The following is a 12,985-nucleotide window of genomic DNA, read 5'->3' as shown; positions in this document are numbered from 1 at the left end:
GCATTAACATTATCTTAAATAATAAATAGAGGCAAAAAGATTATTTTCTTTTTGCGTTTCCTTTCAAATGAAAACGATCGTCGTCTAAAATCAGCAGTACCCCCGACAAACTCAGGGATTTTGTGTATAATTGCGGCCTTTTTCGGCAATCTGCCGTTTTTTGGCGCTTTTGCCCTGCTGACTTTTGAGGAAATCCACATGTCATTACCACACTGCCCAAAATGCAACTCCGAATACACTTACGAAGATAACGGCATGTACATCTGCCCGGAATGTGCCTACGAATGGAACGACGCAGAACCTGCACAGGAAAGCGACGAGCTGATCGTTAAAGATGCTAACGGCAATCTGCTGGCTGACGGCGACAGCGTTACCATCATTAAAGATCTGAAGGTGAAAGGTAGCTCTTCGATGCTGAAAATTGGCACCAAAGTGAAAAACATCCGCCTGGTTGAAGGCGACCATAACATCGATTGCAAAATCGACGGTTTTGGTCCGATGAAACTGAAATCTGAGTTTGTGAAAAAGAACTGATTGTATTGTGATCGGTAAGCCGGATAAGGCGCTCGCGCCGCATCCGGCAACGATGCCGACTGCCTGATGCGACGCTGACCGCGTCTTATCAGGCTTCCCTCTCATCTGTATAAATTTCGAACTACACTTAACTGGCTTCTCTTAACTGAGGTCACCATCATGCCGTTAAGTCCCTACCTCTCTTTTGCCGGTAACTGTGCCGACGCAATTGCTTATTATCAACGTACGTTGGGCGCTGAACTGCTCTATAAAATCAGCTTCGGCGAAATGCCAAAATCAGCGCAGGACAGCGCCGAGAACTGCCCTTCCGGAATGCAATTTCCCGATACCGCCATCGCTCATGCCAACGTGCGCATTGCCGGAAGCGACATCATGATGAGCGATGCCATGCCGTCAGGAAAAGCCAGCTACTCCGGCTTTACGCTGGTGCTCGATTCGCAACAGGTCGAAGAAGGAAAACGCTGGTTTGACAATCTTGCCGCTAACGGAAAAATCGAAATGGCCTGGCAGGAAACTTTCTGGGCGCATGGCTTTGGCAAAGTCACCGATAAATTTGGCGTACCGTGGATGATTAATGTCGTCAAACAACAACCAACGCAATAATCCGCCGGGAGGCCCGCCCTCCCGCACTGTCATCGAATTCCCGTTAACTCTTCATCTGTTAGTCACTTTTAATTAACCAAATCGTCACAATAATCCGCCACGATGGAGCCACTTTTTTAGGGAGGCTGCATCATGCAAACGATTATCCGTGTCGAGAAGCTCGCCAAAACCTTCAATCAGCATCAGGCGCTGCATGCGGTTGATCTGAACATTCATCACGGTGAAATGGTGGCTCTGCTTGGGCCGTCGGGTTCCGGCAAATCCACCCTTTTACGTCACTTAAGCGGTTTGATTACCGGCGATAAATCCGCCGGCAGCCATATCGAGCTGCTGGGCCGCACAGTCCAGCGCGAAGGCCGTCTGGCGCGCGATATCCGCAAAAGCCGCGCCAACACCGGCTACATCTTCCAACAATTCAACCTGGTGAACCGCCTGAGCGTACTGGAGAACGTGCTGATTGGCGCGCTCGGCAGCACGCCGTTCTGGCGCACCTGTTTTAGCTGGTTCACCGGCGAGCAGAAACAGCGCGCGTTACAGGCGCTGACCCGCGTTGGCATGGTGCATTTTGCCCATCAGCGCGTTTCCACCCTCTCCGGCGGACAGCAGCAGCGTGTGGCGATTGCCCGCGCGCTGATGCAGCAGGCGAAGGTGATTCTGGCCGATGAACCCATCGCCTCGCTGGACCCGGAATCCGCCCGCATCGTGATGGACACCCTGCGCGACATCAACCAGAACGACGGCATCACCGTGGTCGTCACGCTACATCAGGTGGATTACGCCCTGCGCTACTGCGAACGCATCGTCGCCCTGCGCCAGGGGCACGTTTTCTACGACGGCAGCAGCCAACAGTTTGATAACGAACGTTTTGACCATCTCTACCGCAGCATTAATCGCATCGAAGAGAACGCGAAAGCTGCCTGACATCCCCATCATTGAGGAAAACGAATGAACGCTAAGATAATTGCCTCGCTGGCCTTCACCAGCATGTTCAGCCTCAGCACCCTGTTAAGCCCGGCACACGCCGAAGAGCAGGAAAAGGCGCTGAATTTCGGCATTATTTCAACGGAATCACAGCAAAACCTGAAACCGCAATGGACGCCATTCTTACAGGATATGGAGAAGAAGCTGGGCGTGAAGGTGAACGCCTTCTTTGCCCCAGACTACGCAGGCATTATCCAGGGAATGCGCTTCAATAAAGTGGATATCGCCTGGTACGGCAACCTGTCGGCAATGGAAGCGGTGGATCGCGCCAACGGCCAGGTCTTTGCCCAGACGGTCGCGGCGGATGGATCGCCGGGTTACTGGAGCGTGTTGATCGTCAACAAAGACAGCCCGATCAACAACCTGAACGATCTGCTGGCGAAGCGGAAAGATCTCACCTTCGGCAATGGCGATCCTAACTCCACCTCTGGCTTCCTCGTCCCCGGTTACTACGTCTTTGCCAAAAACAATATCTCCGCCAGCGACTTTAAGCGCACCGTCAACGCTGGGCATGAAACTAACGCGCTGGCCGTCGCCAACAAGCAGGTGGATGTTGCCACCAACAACACCGAAAACCTCGACAAGCTGAAAACCTCCGCGCCAGAGAAGCTGAAAGAACTGAAGGTGATCTGGAAGTCGCCGCTGATCCCAGGCGATCCGATCGTCTGGCGCAAGAATCTCTCCGAAACCACCAAAGACAAGATCTACGACTTCTTTATGAACTACGGAAAAACGCCGGAAGAGAAAGCGGTGCTGGAACGCCTGGGCTGGGCCCCGTTCCGCGCCTCCAGCGACCTGCAACTGGTGCCGATTCGCCAGCTCGCACTGTTTAAAGAGATGCAGGGCGTAAAAAGCAATAAAGGACTGAATGAGCAGGACAAGCTGGCGAAAACCACCGAGATTCAGGCGCAGCTGGATGACCTGGACCGCCTGAACAACGCGTTAAGCGCGATGAGTTCGGTGAGTAAAGCGGTGCAGTAATGTGCTCGATCGGTCCCCTCTCCCACAGGGAGAGGGAGAAAACATTAAACGGAGCCAAACATGCAAACCATCACCATCGCCCCACCCAAGCGTAGCTGGTTCTCGCTTCTGAGCTGGGCCGTTGTTCTCGCCGTGCTGGTCGTCTCGTGGCAGGGCGCGGAAATGGCCCCGCTTACGCTGATTAAAGACGGCGGCAACATGGCAACCTTCGCTGCCGACTTCTTCCCGCCCGATTTCAGCCAGTGGCAGGATTACCTCACCGAAATGGCCGTCACGCTGCAAATCGCCGTCTGGGGCACCGCGCTGGCGGTGGTTCTCTCCATCCCCTTTGGCCTGATGAGCGCCGAAAACCTGGTGCCGTGGTGGGTTTACCAGCCCGTTCGCCGCCTGATGGACGCCTGCCGCGCCATTAACGAAATGGTCTTCGCCATGCTGTTCGTGGTCGCCGTCGGTCTCGGACCGTTCGCTGGCGTGCTGGCGCTATTTATCCACACCACCGGCGTGCTCTCCAAGCTGCTTTCCGAGGCGGTGGAAGCGATTGAACCCGGCCCGGTGGAAGGCATTCGCGCCACCGGTGCCAACAAGCTCGAAGAGATCCTCTACGGCGTGCTGCCACAGGTGATGCCGCTGCTGATCTCCTACTCCCTCTATCGCTTCGAATCCAACGTCCGCTCGGCGACCGTCGTCGGCATGGTCGGCGCAGGCGGGATCGGCGTCACCCTGTGGGAAGCGATTCGCGGTTTCCAGTTCCAGCAAACCTGCGCCCTGATGGTGCTTATCATCGTCACGGTCAGCCTGCTGGATTTCCTCTCTCAACGGTTGCGTAAGCACTTTATCTGATAAGCGAGGCATTGATATCTATGCACTTGTCTACACATCCGACCAGCTACCCAACACGCTATCAGGAGATAGCCGCAAAACTTGAGCAGGAGCTTCGTCAACACTATCGCTGCGGCGACTATCTTCCCGCCGAGCAGCAGCTGGCGGCGCGCTTTGAGGTAAATCGCCACACCCTGCGCCGCGCCATCGACCAACTGGTGGAAAAAGGCTGGGTACAGCGCCGTCAGGGCGTCGGCGTGCTGGTGCTGATGCGCCCGTTCGATTACCCGCTCAACGCCCAGGCGCGTTTTAGCCAGAACCTGCTGGATCAGGGCAGCCATCCCACCAGCGAAAAACTGCTGTCGGTGCTGCGCCCGGCATCTGGTCACGTCGCTGACGCGCTGGGGATAACCGAGGGGGAGAACGTCATCCACCTGCGCACCCTGCGCCGGGTCAACGGCATCGCGCTCTGTTTAATCGACCACTACTTTGCGGACCTCACCCTCTGGCCGACACTGCAACGTTTCGACAGCGGTTCGCTGCACGATTTTCTGCGCGAGCAAACCGGAATTGCGCTGCGCCGCAGCCAGACGCGGATCAGCGCCCGCCGCGCCCAGGCCAAAGAGTGCCAGCGCCTTGAAATCCCGAATATGTCGCCGCTGCTGTGCGTGCGCACCCTTAACCACCGTGACGGTGAAAGCAGCCCGGCGGAGTACTCCGTCAGCCTGACGCGCGCCGACATGATTGAATTCACTATGGAGCACTGAATGCACGCAGATACCGCGACCCGCCAGCACTGGATGTCCGTACTGGCGCACAGCCAACCGGCTGAACTGGCAGCCCGCCTGAACGCGCTGAACATCACCGCCGACTATGAAGTGATCCGCACTGCCGAAACTGGCCTGGTGCAGATTCAGGCGCGAATGGGCGGTACCGGCGAACGCTTTTTTGCCGGCGACGCCACGCTGACCCGCGCCGCCGTACGCCTGACTGACGGCACGCTCGGCTACAGCTGGGTGCTGGGGCGCGACAAACAGCACGCCGAACGCTGCGCGCTGATTGACGCGCTGATGCAGCAATCTCGCCACTTTCAAAACTTATCAGAAACTCTTATTGCCCCGCTGGACGCTGACCGTATGGCACGCATTGCCGCACGCCAGGCCGAAGTGAACGCCAGCCGGGTCGACTTCTTTACGATGGTTCGCGGAGATAACGCATGACCCTGGAAACCGCTTTTATTCTTCCTGTGCAGGATGCCCAGCACAGTTTTCGTCGCCTGTTAAAGGCCATGAGCGAGCCGGGCGTGATTGTCGCCCTGCATCAGCTCAAACGCGGCTGGCAGCCGCTGAATATCGCCACCACCAGCGTGCTGCTGACGCTGGCCGATAACGACACGCCGGTGTGGCTTTCCGCGCCATTGAGTAACGACATCGTCAGCCAGAGCCTGCGTTTTCATACCAACGCGCCGCTGGTCAGCCAGCCGGAACAGGCGACCTTCGCGGTAACGGATGAGGCGATTTCCAGCGAACAGCTTAACGCCCTGTCCACCGGCACCGCCGTTGCGCCGGAAGCGGGTGCAACGCTGATTTTACAGGTCGCCAGCCTGAGCGGCGGACGCATGTTACGTCTCACCGGCGCGGGCATTGCCGAAGAACGAATGATCGCCCCGCAGCTGCCGGAGTGCATTCTGTACGAACTCACCGAGCGCCCGCACCCGTTCCCGCTCGGCATCGACCTGATCCTGACCTGCGGCGAGCGCCTGCTGGCTATTCCGCGAACCACGCATGTGGAGGTGTGCTGATGTACGTTGCCGTGAAAGGGGGCGAAAAGGCGATCGATGCCGCCCACGCCCTGCAAGAGAGCCGACGCCGGGGCGATACCGATTTGCCTGAACTGAGCGTCGCCCAGATTGAACAGCAGCTTAACCTCGCAGTAGATCGCGTGATGACCGAAGGCGGCATTGCCGACCGCGAACTGGCGGCGCTGGCGCTGAAACAGGCCAGCGGCGATAACGTCGAAGCAATTTTCCTGCTGCGCGCCTACCGCACCACGCTGGCGAAGCTCGCGGTAAGCGAGCCGCTCGACACCACGGAGATGCGTCTCGAACGGCGTATTTCAGCGGTTTATAAAGATATTCCCGGCGGCCAGTTGCTTGGCCCAACCTACGACTACACCCATCGCCTGCTCGATTTCACCCTGCTGGCAAACGGCGAAGCGCCGACGCTGACCACCGCCCACAGCGAACAACAGCCGTCGCCGCACGTTTTCAGCCTGCTGGCGCGTCAGGGGCTGGCGAAGTTTGAAGAGGATAGCGGCGCACAGCCGGATGACATCACCCGCACGCCGCCGGTTTACCCCTGCTCACGCTCCTCCCGTTTACAGCAGTTGATGCGCGGCGACGAAGGCTATTTGCTGGCGCTGGCCTACTCCACCCAACGCGGCTACGGTCGCAACCACCCGTTCGCAGGCGAGATCCGCAGCGGCTATATCGACGTATCGATTGTGCCGGAAGAGCTGGGATTTGCGGTGAACGTCGGCGAACTGCTGATGACCGAGTGTGAAATGGTCAACGGTTTTATCGACCCGCCGGGTGAGCGGCCGCACTTCACGCGCGGCTACGGGCTGGTGTTCGGCATGAGCGAGCGCAAAGCGATGGCAATGGCGCTGGTCGATCGTGCGTTGCAGGCTCCAGAGTACGGCGAGCACGCGACAGGCCCGGCGCAGGATGAAGAGTTCGTGCTGGCGCATGCCGACAATGTCGAAGCCGCAGGCTTTGTCTCGCACCTGAAACTCCCGCACTACGTCGATTTCCAGGCCGAACTGGAGCTACTCAAACGTCTGCAACAGGAGCAGAACCATGGCTAATCTGAGCGGCTACAACTTTGCGTACCTCGACGAGCAGACCAAACGCATGATCCGCCGCGCCATCTTAAAAGCGGTGGCGATCCCCGGCTATCAGGTGCCGTTTGGCGGGCGCGAGATGCCGATGCCATACGGCTGGGGAACCGGCGGCATACAGCTCACCGCCAGCGTGATTGGCGAAAGCGACGTGCTGAAGGTGATTGACCAGGGCGCAGACGACACCACCAACGCCGTGTCGATCCGCAACTTCTTTAAGCGCGTGACCGGGGTAAACACCACTGAACGGACGGACGATGCGACGCTTATCCAGACGCGCCATCGCATCCCCGAAACGCCGCTCACCGAAGATCAGATAGTTATTTTCCAGGTGCCAATCCCCGAGCCGCTGCGCTTTATCGAGCCGCGCGAAACGGAAACCCGCACCATGCACGCGCTGGAGGAGTACGGCGTGATGCAGGTGAAACTGTATGAAGATATTGCCCGCTTCGGTCATATCGCCACTACCTACGCCTATCCGGTGAAGGTTAACGGGCGCTACGTAATGGACCCGTCGCCGATCCCGAAATTCGATAACCCGAAAATGGACATGATGCCCGCCCTGCAACTGTTCGGCGCGGGGCGCGAGAAGCGCATCTATGCGGTGCCGCCGTTTACCCGCGTGGAAAGTCTCGATTTCGACGATCACCCGTTCACCGTTCAGCAGTGGGATGAGCCATGCGCCATCTGCGGATCGACCCACAGCTATCTTGATGAAGTGGTGCTGGATGACGCCGGAAACCGCATGTTTGTCTGCTCCGATACCGATTATTGCCGCCAACAGAGCGAGGCGAAAAGCCAATGAATAAACCGTTACTTTCGGTCAATAACCTGACCCACCTTTACGCGCCGGGCAAAGGCTTTAGCGATGTCTCTTTTGATTTATGGCCGGGAGAAGTGCTGGGCATTGTCGGAGAATCCGGCTCCGGGAAGACCACGCTGCTGAAGTCGATCTCCGCGCGTCTGACGCCGCAGCAGGGGGAGATTCACTACGAGAACCGTTCGCTGTATGCAATGAGCGAGGCCGACCGCCGTCGCCTGCTGCGCACCGAATGGGGCGTAGTGCATCAGCATCCACTCGACGGCCTGCGCCGTCAGGTCTCGGCAGGCGGCAATATCGGCGAGCGGCTGATGGCGACCGGGGCGCGTCATTACGGCGACATTCGCGCCACCGCGCAGAAGTGGCTGGAAGAGGTGGAAATTCCCGCCAACCGGATCGACGACCTGCCGACCACCTTTTCCGGCGGCATGCAGCAACGTTTGCAGATTGCCCGCAACCTGGTGACGCATCCGAAGCTGGTGTTTATGGATGAACCGACCGGCGGGCTGGATGTGTCGGTGCAGGCCCGCCTGCTCGACCTGCTGCGCGGCCTGGTGGTGGAGCTGAACCTGGCGGTGGTGATTGTCACCCATGATTTAGGCGTTGCCCGCCTGCTGGCGGACCGTTTGCTGGTGATGAAGCAGGGGCAAGTGGTGGAGAGTGGGTTAACCGACCGCGTGCTCGACGACCCGCATCATCCGTATACACAGCTGCTGGTGTCATCGGTTTTGCAGAATTGAGCCGGTGCCGGATGCGGCGTAAACGCCTTATCCGGCCTACAAATGCGCTCCCCGTAGGTCGGATAAGACGCGTCAGCGTCGCATCCGACACCCGAACCACGAGGCGAAAAATGATTAACGTACAAAACGTCAGTAAAACCTTCATCCTGCACCAGCAAAACGGCGTGCGCCTGCCCGTCCTCAACCGCGCCTCGCTCACCGTCAACGCGGGCGAATGCGTGGTGCTCCACGGTCACTCCGGCAGCGGCAAATCAACCCTGCTGCGCTCGCTGTACGCCAACTATCTGCCCGATGAAGGTCAAATCCAGATCAAACACGGTGACGAGTGGGTAGACCTGGTCACCGCGCCAGCCCGCAAAGTGGTGGAGATCCGCAAAACCACCGTCGGCTGGGTGAGCCAGTTTCTGCGCGTCATCCCGCGTATTTCAGCACTGGAAGTGGTGATGCAGCCGCTGCTCGATACCGGCGTTCCGCGTGAAGCCTGCGCCGCTAAAGCCGCGCGTCTGCTCACCCGCCTGAACGTGCCGGAACGCCTGTGGCACCTGGCGCCATCAACCTTTTCCGGTGGCGAACAGCAGCGCGTCAACATCGCCCGCGGCTTTATCGTCGACTACCCCATTCTGCTGCTCGACGAACCTACCGCCTCGCTGGACGCCAAAAACAGCGCCGCCGTAGTCGAGCTGATTCGCGAAGCCAAAACCCGTGGCGCGGCCATCGTCGGCATCTTCCATGACGAAGCCGTACGTAATGACGTCGCCGACCGCTTGCACCCAATGGGAGCCTCTGCATGATTATCAATAACGTCAAACTGGTGCTGGAAAACGAAGTGGTACACGGTTCGCTGGAGGTGCAGGATGGCGAAATCCGCGCCTTTGCCGAAAGCCAGAGCCGCCTGCCAGAAGCGATGGACGGCGAAGGTGGCTGGCTACTACCCGGCCTGATTGAGCTGCATACCGACAACCTCGATAAATTCTTCACCCCGCGCCCGAAAGTCGACTGGCCCGCCCATTCGGCGATGAGCAGCCACGACGCGCTGATGGTGGCAAGCGGCATCACCACCGTGCTGGACGCGGTGGCGATTGGCGACGTGCGCGACGGCGGCGATCGGCTGGAGAATCTGGAGAAGATGATCAACACCATCGAAGAGACGCAGAAACGCGGCGTCAACCGCGCCGAGCACCGCCTGCACCTGCGCTGCGAACTGCCGCATCACACCACACTGCCGCTGTTTGAAAAACTGGTTCAGCGCGAACCGGTGACGCTGGTGTCGCTGATGGACCACTCACCGGGCCAGCGCCAGTTCGCTAACCGCGAGAAGTATCGCGAATATTATCAGGGCAAATACTCCCTCACCGATGCGCAGATGCAGCAGTACGAAGAAGAGCAATTGGCGCTCGCCGCACGCTGGTCGCAGCCGAATCGCGAATCCATCGCCGCCCTGTGCCGCGCGCGACAAATTGCGCTCGCCAGCCACGATGACGCCACACACGCCCACGTTGCCGAATCCCACCAACTTGGCAGCGTGATCGCCGAATTTCCCACCACGTTCGAAGCGGCGGAAGCCTCGCGTAAGCATGGCATGAACGTGCTGATGGGTGCGCCAAATATCGTGCGTGGCGGCTCGCACTCCGGCAATGTGGCGGCCAGTGAACTGGCGCAGCTTGGTCTGCTGGATATCCTCTCTTCCGACTACTACCCCGCCAGCCTGCTGGATGCGGCGTTCCGCGTCGCCGATGACGAGAGCAACCGCTTTACGCTACCGCAGGCGGTGAGGCTGGTGACCAAAAATCCGGCGCAGGCGCTGAATCTTCAGGATCGCGGGGTGATTGGCGAGGGTAAACGCGCTGACCTGGTGCTGGCGCATCGCCAGGGCAATCACATTCATATCGACCACGTCTGGCGTCAGGGTAAAAGGGTGTTCTGATGATGGGAAAACTGATTTGGTTAATGGGGCCGTCCGGCTCCGGGAAAGACAGCCTGCTGGCGGAACTCCGCCTGCGGGAACAAACGCAGTTACTGGTGGCGCATCGCTACATCACGCGCGACGCCAGCGCCGGAAGTGAAAACCATATCGCCCTGAGTGAGCGGGAGTTTTTTACCCGCGCGGGGCAAAACCTGCTGGCCTTAAGCTGGCACGCTAACGGTCTGTATTATGGCGTCGGCATCGAGATTGACCTCTGGCTGCACGCTGGATTCGACGTAGTCGTCAACGGTTCACGCGCGCATTTGCCGCAGGCACGGGCGCGCTATCAATCGGCGCTGCTGCCCGTCTGTTTACAGGTTTCGCCGGAGATCCTGCGCCAGCGCCTGGAAAACCGTGGCCGTGAAAACGCCAGTGAAATTAACGCCCGCCTGGCGCGCGCCGCCCGCTATACTCCACAGGATTGCCATACGCTCAACAATGACGGCAGCCTGCGCCAGTCGGTCGACACGCTGCTGACGCTGATCCATCAGAAGGAGAAACACCATGCCTGCTTGTGAGCTTCGCCCGGCCACGCAGTACGATACCGACGCGGTTTACGCGCTGATTTGTGAGCTAAAACAGGCGGAGTTTGACCACCATGCGTTTCGCGTGGGCTTTAACGCCAACCTGCGCGACCCAAACATGCGCTACCATCTGGCGCTGCTGGATGGCGAAGTTGTCGGCATGATCGGCCTGCATTTGCAGTTTCATCTGCATCATGTCAACTGGATCGGCGAAATTCAAGAACTGGTGGTGATGCCGCAGGCGCGCGGTCTGAACGTCGGCAGTAAATTACTGGCATGGGCAGAAGAAGAAGCCCGCCAGGCCGGGGCCGAAATGACCGAGCTTTCCACCAACGTGAAGCGCCACAACGCACACCGTTTTTACCTGCGTGAAGGCTACGAGCAGAGCCACTTCCGCTTCACCAAGGCGCTGTAACATGAGCCTGACCCTCACGCTCACCGGCACTGGCGGCGCACAGGGCGTTCCGGCATGGGGCTGCGAGTGCGCGGCCTGCGCCAGAGCGCGGCGCTCGCCGCAGTATCGCCGCCAGCCATGCAGCGGCGTAGTGAAGTTTAACGACGCGATCACCCTGATCGACGCCGGGCGGCACGATCTCACCGATCGCTGGTCGCCTGGATCGTTCCAGCAGTTTTTGCTGACGCACTACCATATGGATCACGTCCAGGGGCTATTTCCGCTACGCTGGGGCGTGGGCGATGTGATCCCGGTCTACGGCCCGCCGGATGAACAGGGCTGCGACGATCTGTTTAAACATCCGGGCCTGCTTGATTTCAGCCACACAGTGGAACCGTTTGTGGTGTTTGATTTGCAGGGGTTGCAGGTCACGCCGCTGCCGCTTAACCACTCAAAACTGACCTTCGGTTATCTGCTGGAAACGGCACATAGCCGGGTGGCGTGGCTGTCTGACACCGCTGGCCTGCCGGAAAAAACGCTGAAATTTTTACTCAATAATCATCCGCAGGTGATGGTGATTGATTGCAGTCACCCGCCGCGCGCGGATGCACCGCGTAATCACTATGATTTAAATACCGTGCTTGCGCTGAATCAGGTTATCCGCTCGCCACAGGTGATTCTGACCCATATCAGCCACCAGTTTGATGCGTGGCTGATGGAAAACGCACTACCGTCAGGGTTTGAGGTGGGGTTTGATGGGATGGAGATTGGGGTGGCGTGATGAGAGGGAATGTGCGCGCTGGCCCCCTCACCCTAACCCTCTCCCCAGAGGGGCGAGGGGACCGATTGTGCTCGATATTGAATATTGCGCTCGTTTTCTCCCTCTCCCCATTGGGGTGAGGGGCGATGCCTGCTCCATACCCAACCTCATCGCCCATACTCATCTTCCATTCTCCGCTCTTCATCCTCCAGTTGCCGACGCTCCTGATCAAGCTGGCGCTGGCGATCGTCCAGCTGCCTGCGGCGATCTTCAAACTGGCGGCGGCGGTCGTCATATTGTCTGCGCCGATCGTCGCTCACTTCACGCTGCCAGCCGTCGTCGCGCGAATCTTCATAGTCTCGCCCACGGTCAGGGTTATAAGCGTCATTAATCGCCTGCTGAATATTACCAATAGTATCGTCGATAATATCAGCCTGGGCCGGAACGGTGGACAGCGTGAGCAGGGTGAATAAAAGAAATAGCGGAAAGCGTTTCATTAGCCAACCTCAAAAAGAAACTCTATCCACATTAATCATTACTCATCCATGCAAGTAGTGGATGAATCTCAATTTCTCCGCTGCTCTATTGCCGTAATCGCCTCCACGCGTTGTTGATGACGACCGCCTTCGTACTGTGCGCCCAGCCACGCATCCACAATCATTTTTGCCAGTTCGAGGCCAACCACTCGTGAACCAAAAGCCAGTGCAACTTCACTGGCATAATGCGGATAATCAGTGCGCTCTGACGACCTGGTGTCTTTATCAATCACCTCACTCATTGACCATGAATAAAAGGCTGGCACAGCAACGCAGAATCCTGCGGTGCCAGCGACATGACCGCCCATTGCTCCGGTACGTTTTTTAAAAAGAAACACCGGTTGCATTGATAAATTGTGCTCAGTATTTGCCGAAGTACAATATATATAATAAATATATAAAACACCTCATATTATTTACAGAGATAATAAA

The 12,985-nt window shown here is 58.2% G+C and carries 18 protein-coding genes; 16 read left to right on the top strand and 2 right to left on the bottom strand.

The window, feature by feature from the left end; genetic code table 11:
• Window positions 1–198: 198 nt before the first annotated feature.
• From QZF50_RS19405 to phnP, 16 genes are all read left to right on the top strand, one after another.
• Window positions 199–534, top strand: a complete 336-nt coding sequence (locus QZF50_RS19405) for a zinc ribbon domain-containing protein YjdM (protein WP_001300891.1) — start codon at window positions 199–201, stop codon at window positions 532–534.
• A 159-nt stretch (window positions 535–693) separates the two neighbouring features.
• A complete protein-coding gene (yjdN, locus tag QZF50_RS19400) occupies window positions 694–1,137 on the top strand; it encodes a VOC family metalloprotein YjdN (protein WP_001131322.1) in 444 nt (147 codons plus the stop codon).
• 132 nt (window positions 1,138–1,269) lie between these two features.
• Window positions 1,270–2,058 carry a phosphonate ABC transporter ATP-binding protein gene (phnC, locus tag QZF50_RS19395; RefSeq protein WP_001193391.1) on the top strand — a complete coding sequence of 263 codons (789 nt, stop codon included), beginning with the start codon at window positions 1,270–1,272 and terminating at the stop codon, window positions 2,056–2,058.
• 24 nt (window positions 2,059–2,082) lie between these two features.
• Entirely contained in the window at window positions 2,083–3,099 is a 1,017-nt protein-coding gene (phnD, locus tag QZF50_RS19390; protein WP_000992002.1) for a phosphonate ABC transporter substrate-binding protein, read from the top strand.
• A 60-nt stretch (window positions 3,100–3,159) separates the two neighbouring features.
• Window positions 3,160–3,939 (top strand): phosphonate ABC transporter, permease protein PhnE, encoded by a 780-nt coding sequence (gene phnE / locus QZF50_RS19385; protein ID WP_001193500.1) that lies wholly within the window; start codon window positions 3,160–3,162, stop codon window positions 3,937–3,939.
• 20 nt (window positions 3,940–3,959) lie between these two features.
• Window positions 3,960–4,685, top strand: a complete 726-nt coding sequence (phnF, locus tag QZF50_RS19380) for a phosphonate metabolism transcriptional regulator PhnF (protein WP_001301447.1) — start codon at window positions 3,960–3,962, stop codon at window positions 4,683–4,685.
• Window positions 4,686–5,138, top strand: coding sequence for a phosphonate C-P lyase system protein PhnG (gene phnG / locus QZF50_RS19375; protein WP_000542796.1), 453 nt, complete (start codon window positions 4,686–4,688; stop codon window positions 5,136–5,138).
• The gene (phnH, locus tag QZF50_RS19370) at window positions 5,135–5,719 is read left to right on the top strand and encodes a phosphonate C-P lyase system protein PhnH (protein WP_000171588.1); all 585 of its coding nucleotides are present in this window, start codon (window positions 5,135–5,137) and stop codon (window positions 5,717–5,719) included. Before phnG ends, phnH begins: the two co-directional genes overlap by 4 nt.
• Window positions 5,719–6,783, top strand: coding sequence for an alpha-D-ribose 1-methylphosphonate 5-triphosphate synthase subunit PhnI (phnI, locus tag QZF50_RS19365; RefSeq protein WP_001331312.1), 1,065 nt, complete (start codon window positions 5,719–5,721; stop codon window positions 6,781–6,783). The genes phnH and phnI overlap by 1 nt, the downstream gene beginning before the upstream one ends.
• Window positions 6,776–7,621 (top strand): alpha-D-ribose 1-methylphosphonate 5-phosphate C-P-lyase PhnJ, encoded by an 846-nt coding sequence (phnJ, locus tag QZF50_RS19360; RefSeq protein WP_000002299.1) that lies wholly within the window; start codon window positions 6,776–6,778, stop codon window positions 7,619–7,621. Before phnI ends, phnJ begins: the two co-directional genes overlap by 8 nt.
• Complete coding sequence (phnK, locus tag QZF50_RS19355) at window positions 7,618–8,376, top strand: phosphonate C-P lyase system protein PhnK (RefSeq protein WP_001039799.1); 759 nt, start codon at window positions 7,618–7,620, stop codon at window positions 8,374–8,376. The genes phnJ and phnK overlap by 4 nt, the downstream gene beginning before the upstream one ends.
• 110 nt (window positions 8,377–8,486) lie before the next feature.
• Entirely contained in the window at window positions 8,487–9,167 is a 681-nt protein-coding gene (gene phnL, locus QZF50_RS19350; protein ID WP_000611404.1) for a phosphonate C-P lyase system protein PhnL, read from the top strand.
• A complete protein-coding gene (gene phnM, locus QZF50_RS19345) occupies window positions 9,164–10,300 on the top strand; it encodes an alpha-D-ribose 1-methylphosphonate 5-triphosphate diphosphatase (protein ID WP_000586301.1) in 1,137 nt (378 codons plus the stop codon). Before phnL ends, phnM begins: the two co-directional genes overlap by 4 nt.
• Window positions 10,300–10,857, top strand: coding sequence for a ribose 1,5-bisphosphokinase (gene phnN / locus QZF50_RS19340; RefSeq protein WP_000971891.1), 558 nt, complete (start codon window positions 10,300–10,302; stop codon window positions 10,855–10,857). Before phnM ends, phnN begins: the two co-directional genes overlap by 1 nt.
• Window positions 10,844–11,278 carry an aminoalkylphosphonate N-acetyltransferase gene (gene phnO, locus QZF50_RS19335; protein WP_001110494.1) on the top strand — a complete coding sequence of 145 codons (435 nt, stop codon included), beginning with the start codon at window positions 10,844–10,846 and terminating at the stop codon, window positions 11,276–11,278. Before phnN ends, phnO begins: the two co-directional genes overlap by 14 nt.
• A 1-nt stretch (window position 11,279) precedes the next feature.
• On the top strand, window positions 11,280–12,038 hold the full coding sequence (phnP, locus tag QZF50_RS19330) for a phosphonate metabolism protein PhnP (RefSeq protein ID WP_000059927.1): 759 nt from the start codon (window positions 11,280–11,282) through the stop codon (window positions 12,036–12,038).
• A 146-nt stretch (window positions 12,039–12,184) separates the two neighbouring features.
• On the opposite strand, the gene yjdP is transcribed toward phnP, so the two are convergent.
• Together yjdP and QZF50_RS19320 are read right to left on the bottom strand one after the other, a co-directional pair.
• Entirely contained in the window at window positions 12,185–12,514 is a 330-nt protein-coding gene (yjdP, locus tag QZF50_RS19325) for a DDRRRQL repeat protein YjdP (protein WP_000819746.1), read from the bottom strand.
• A 68-nt stretch (window positions 12,515–12,582) separates the two neighbouring features.
• Window positions 12,583–12,900, bottom strand: coding sequence for an RpiB/LacA/LacB family sugar-phosphate isomerase (locus QZF50_RS19320; RefSeq protein WP_001183287.1), 318 nt, complete (start codon window positions 12,898–12,900; stop codon window positions 12,583–12,585).
• Window positions 12,901–12,985: the final 85 nt, after the last annotated feature.

This window comes from uncultured Escherichia sp. (assembly GCF_948475835.1).
Classification (GTDB): Bacteria; Pseudomonadota; Gammaproteobacteria; order Enterobacterales; family Enterobacteriaceae; genus ECMA0423.
Note: the sequence above shows the minus strand (reverse complement) of the source record. Positions and strands in the feature narration are given on the sequence as shown.

Excerpts from the sequence above, each read along its gene's own strand:
- phnD (WP_000992002.1), top strand. The coding sequence starts at position 2,083 with ATGAACGCTAAGATAATTGCCTCGCTGGCCTTCACCAGCATGTTCAGC.
- phnF (WP_001301447.1), top strand. The coding sequence starts at position 3,960 with ATGCACTTGTCTACACATCCGACCAGCTACCCAACACGCTATCAGGAG.
- QZF50_RS19405 (WP_001300891.1), top strand. The coding sequence starts at position 199 with ATGTCATTACCACACTGCCCAAAATGCAACTCCGAATACACTTACGAA.
- phnL (WP_000611404.1), top strand. The coding sequence starts at position 8,487 with ATGATTAACGTACAAAACGTCAGTAAAACCTTCATCCTGCACCAGCAA.
- phnE (WP_001193500.1), top strand. The coding sequence starts at position 3,160 with ATGCAAACCATCACCATCGCCCCACCCAAGCGTAGCTGGTTCTCGCTT.
- phnO (WP_001110494.1), top strand. The coding sequence starts at position 10,844 with ATGCCTGCTTGTGAGCTTCGCCCGGCCACGCAGTACGATACCGACGCG.
- yjdP (WP_000819746.1), bottom strand. The coding sequence starts at position 12,514 with ATGAAACGCTTTCCGCTATTTCTTTTATTCACCCTGCTCACGCTGTCC.
- phnM (WP_000586301.1), top strand. The coding sequence starts at position 9,164 with ATGATTATCAATAACGTCAAACTGGTGCTGGAAAACGAAGTGGTACAC.
- phnG (WP_000542796.1), top strand. The coding sequence starts at position 4,686 with ATGCACGCAGATACCGCGACCCGCCAGCACTGGATGTCCGTACTGGCG.
- QZF50_RS19320 (WP_001183287.1), bottom strand. The coding sequence starts at position 12,900 with ATGCAACCGGTGTTTCTTTTTAAAAAACGTACCGGAGCAATGGGCGGT.
- phnP (WP_000059927.1), top strand. The coding sequence starts at position 11,280 with ATGAGCCTGACCCTCACGCTCACCGGCACTGGCGGCGCACAGGGCGTT.
- yjdN (WP_001131322.1), top strand. The coding sequence starts at position 694 with ATGCCGTTAAGTCCCTACCTCTCTTTTGCCGGTAACTGTGCCGACGCA.
- phnN (WP_000971891.1), top strand. The coding sequence starts at position 10,300 with ATGATGGGAAAACTGATTTGGTTAATGGGGCCGTCCGGCTCCGGGAAA.
- phnC (WP_001193391.1), top strand. The coding sequence starts at position 1,270 with ATGCAAACGATTATCCGTGTCGAGAAGCTCGCCAAAACCTTCAATCAG.
- phnJ (WP_000002299.1), top strand. The coding sequence starts at position 6,776 with ATGGCTAATCTGAGCGGCTACAACTTTGCGTACCTCGACGAGCAGACC.
- phnK (WP_001039799.1), top strand. The coding sequence starts at position 7,618 with ATGAATAAACCGTTACTTTCGGTCAATAACCTGACCCACCTTTACGCG.
- phnH (WP_000171588.1), top strand. The coding sequence starts at position 5,135 with ATGACCCTGGAAACCGCTTTTATTCTTCCTGTGCAGGATGCCCAGCAC.
- phnI (WP_001331312.1), top strand. The coding sequence starts at position 5,719 with ATGTACGTTGCCGTGAAAGGGGGCGAAAAGGCGATCGATGCCGCCCAC.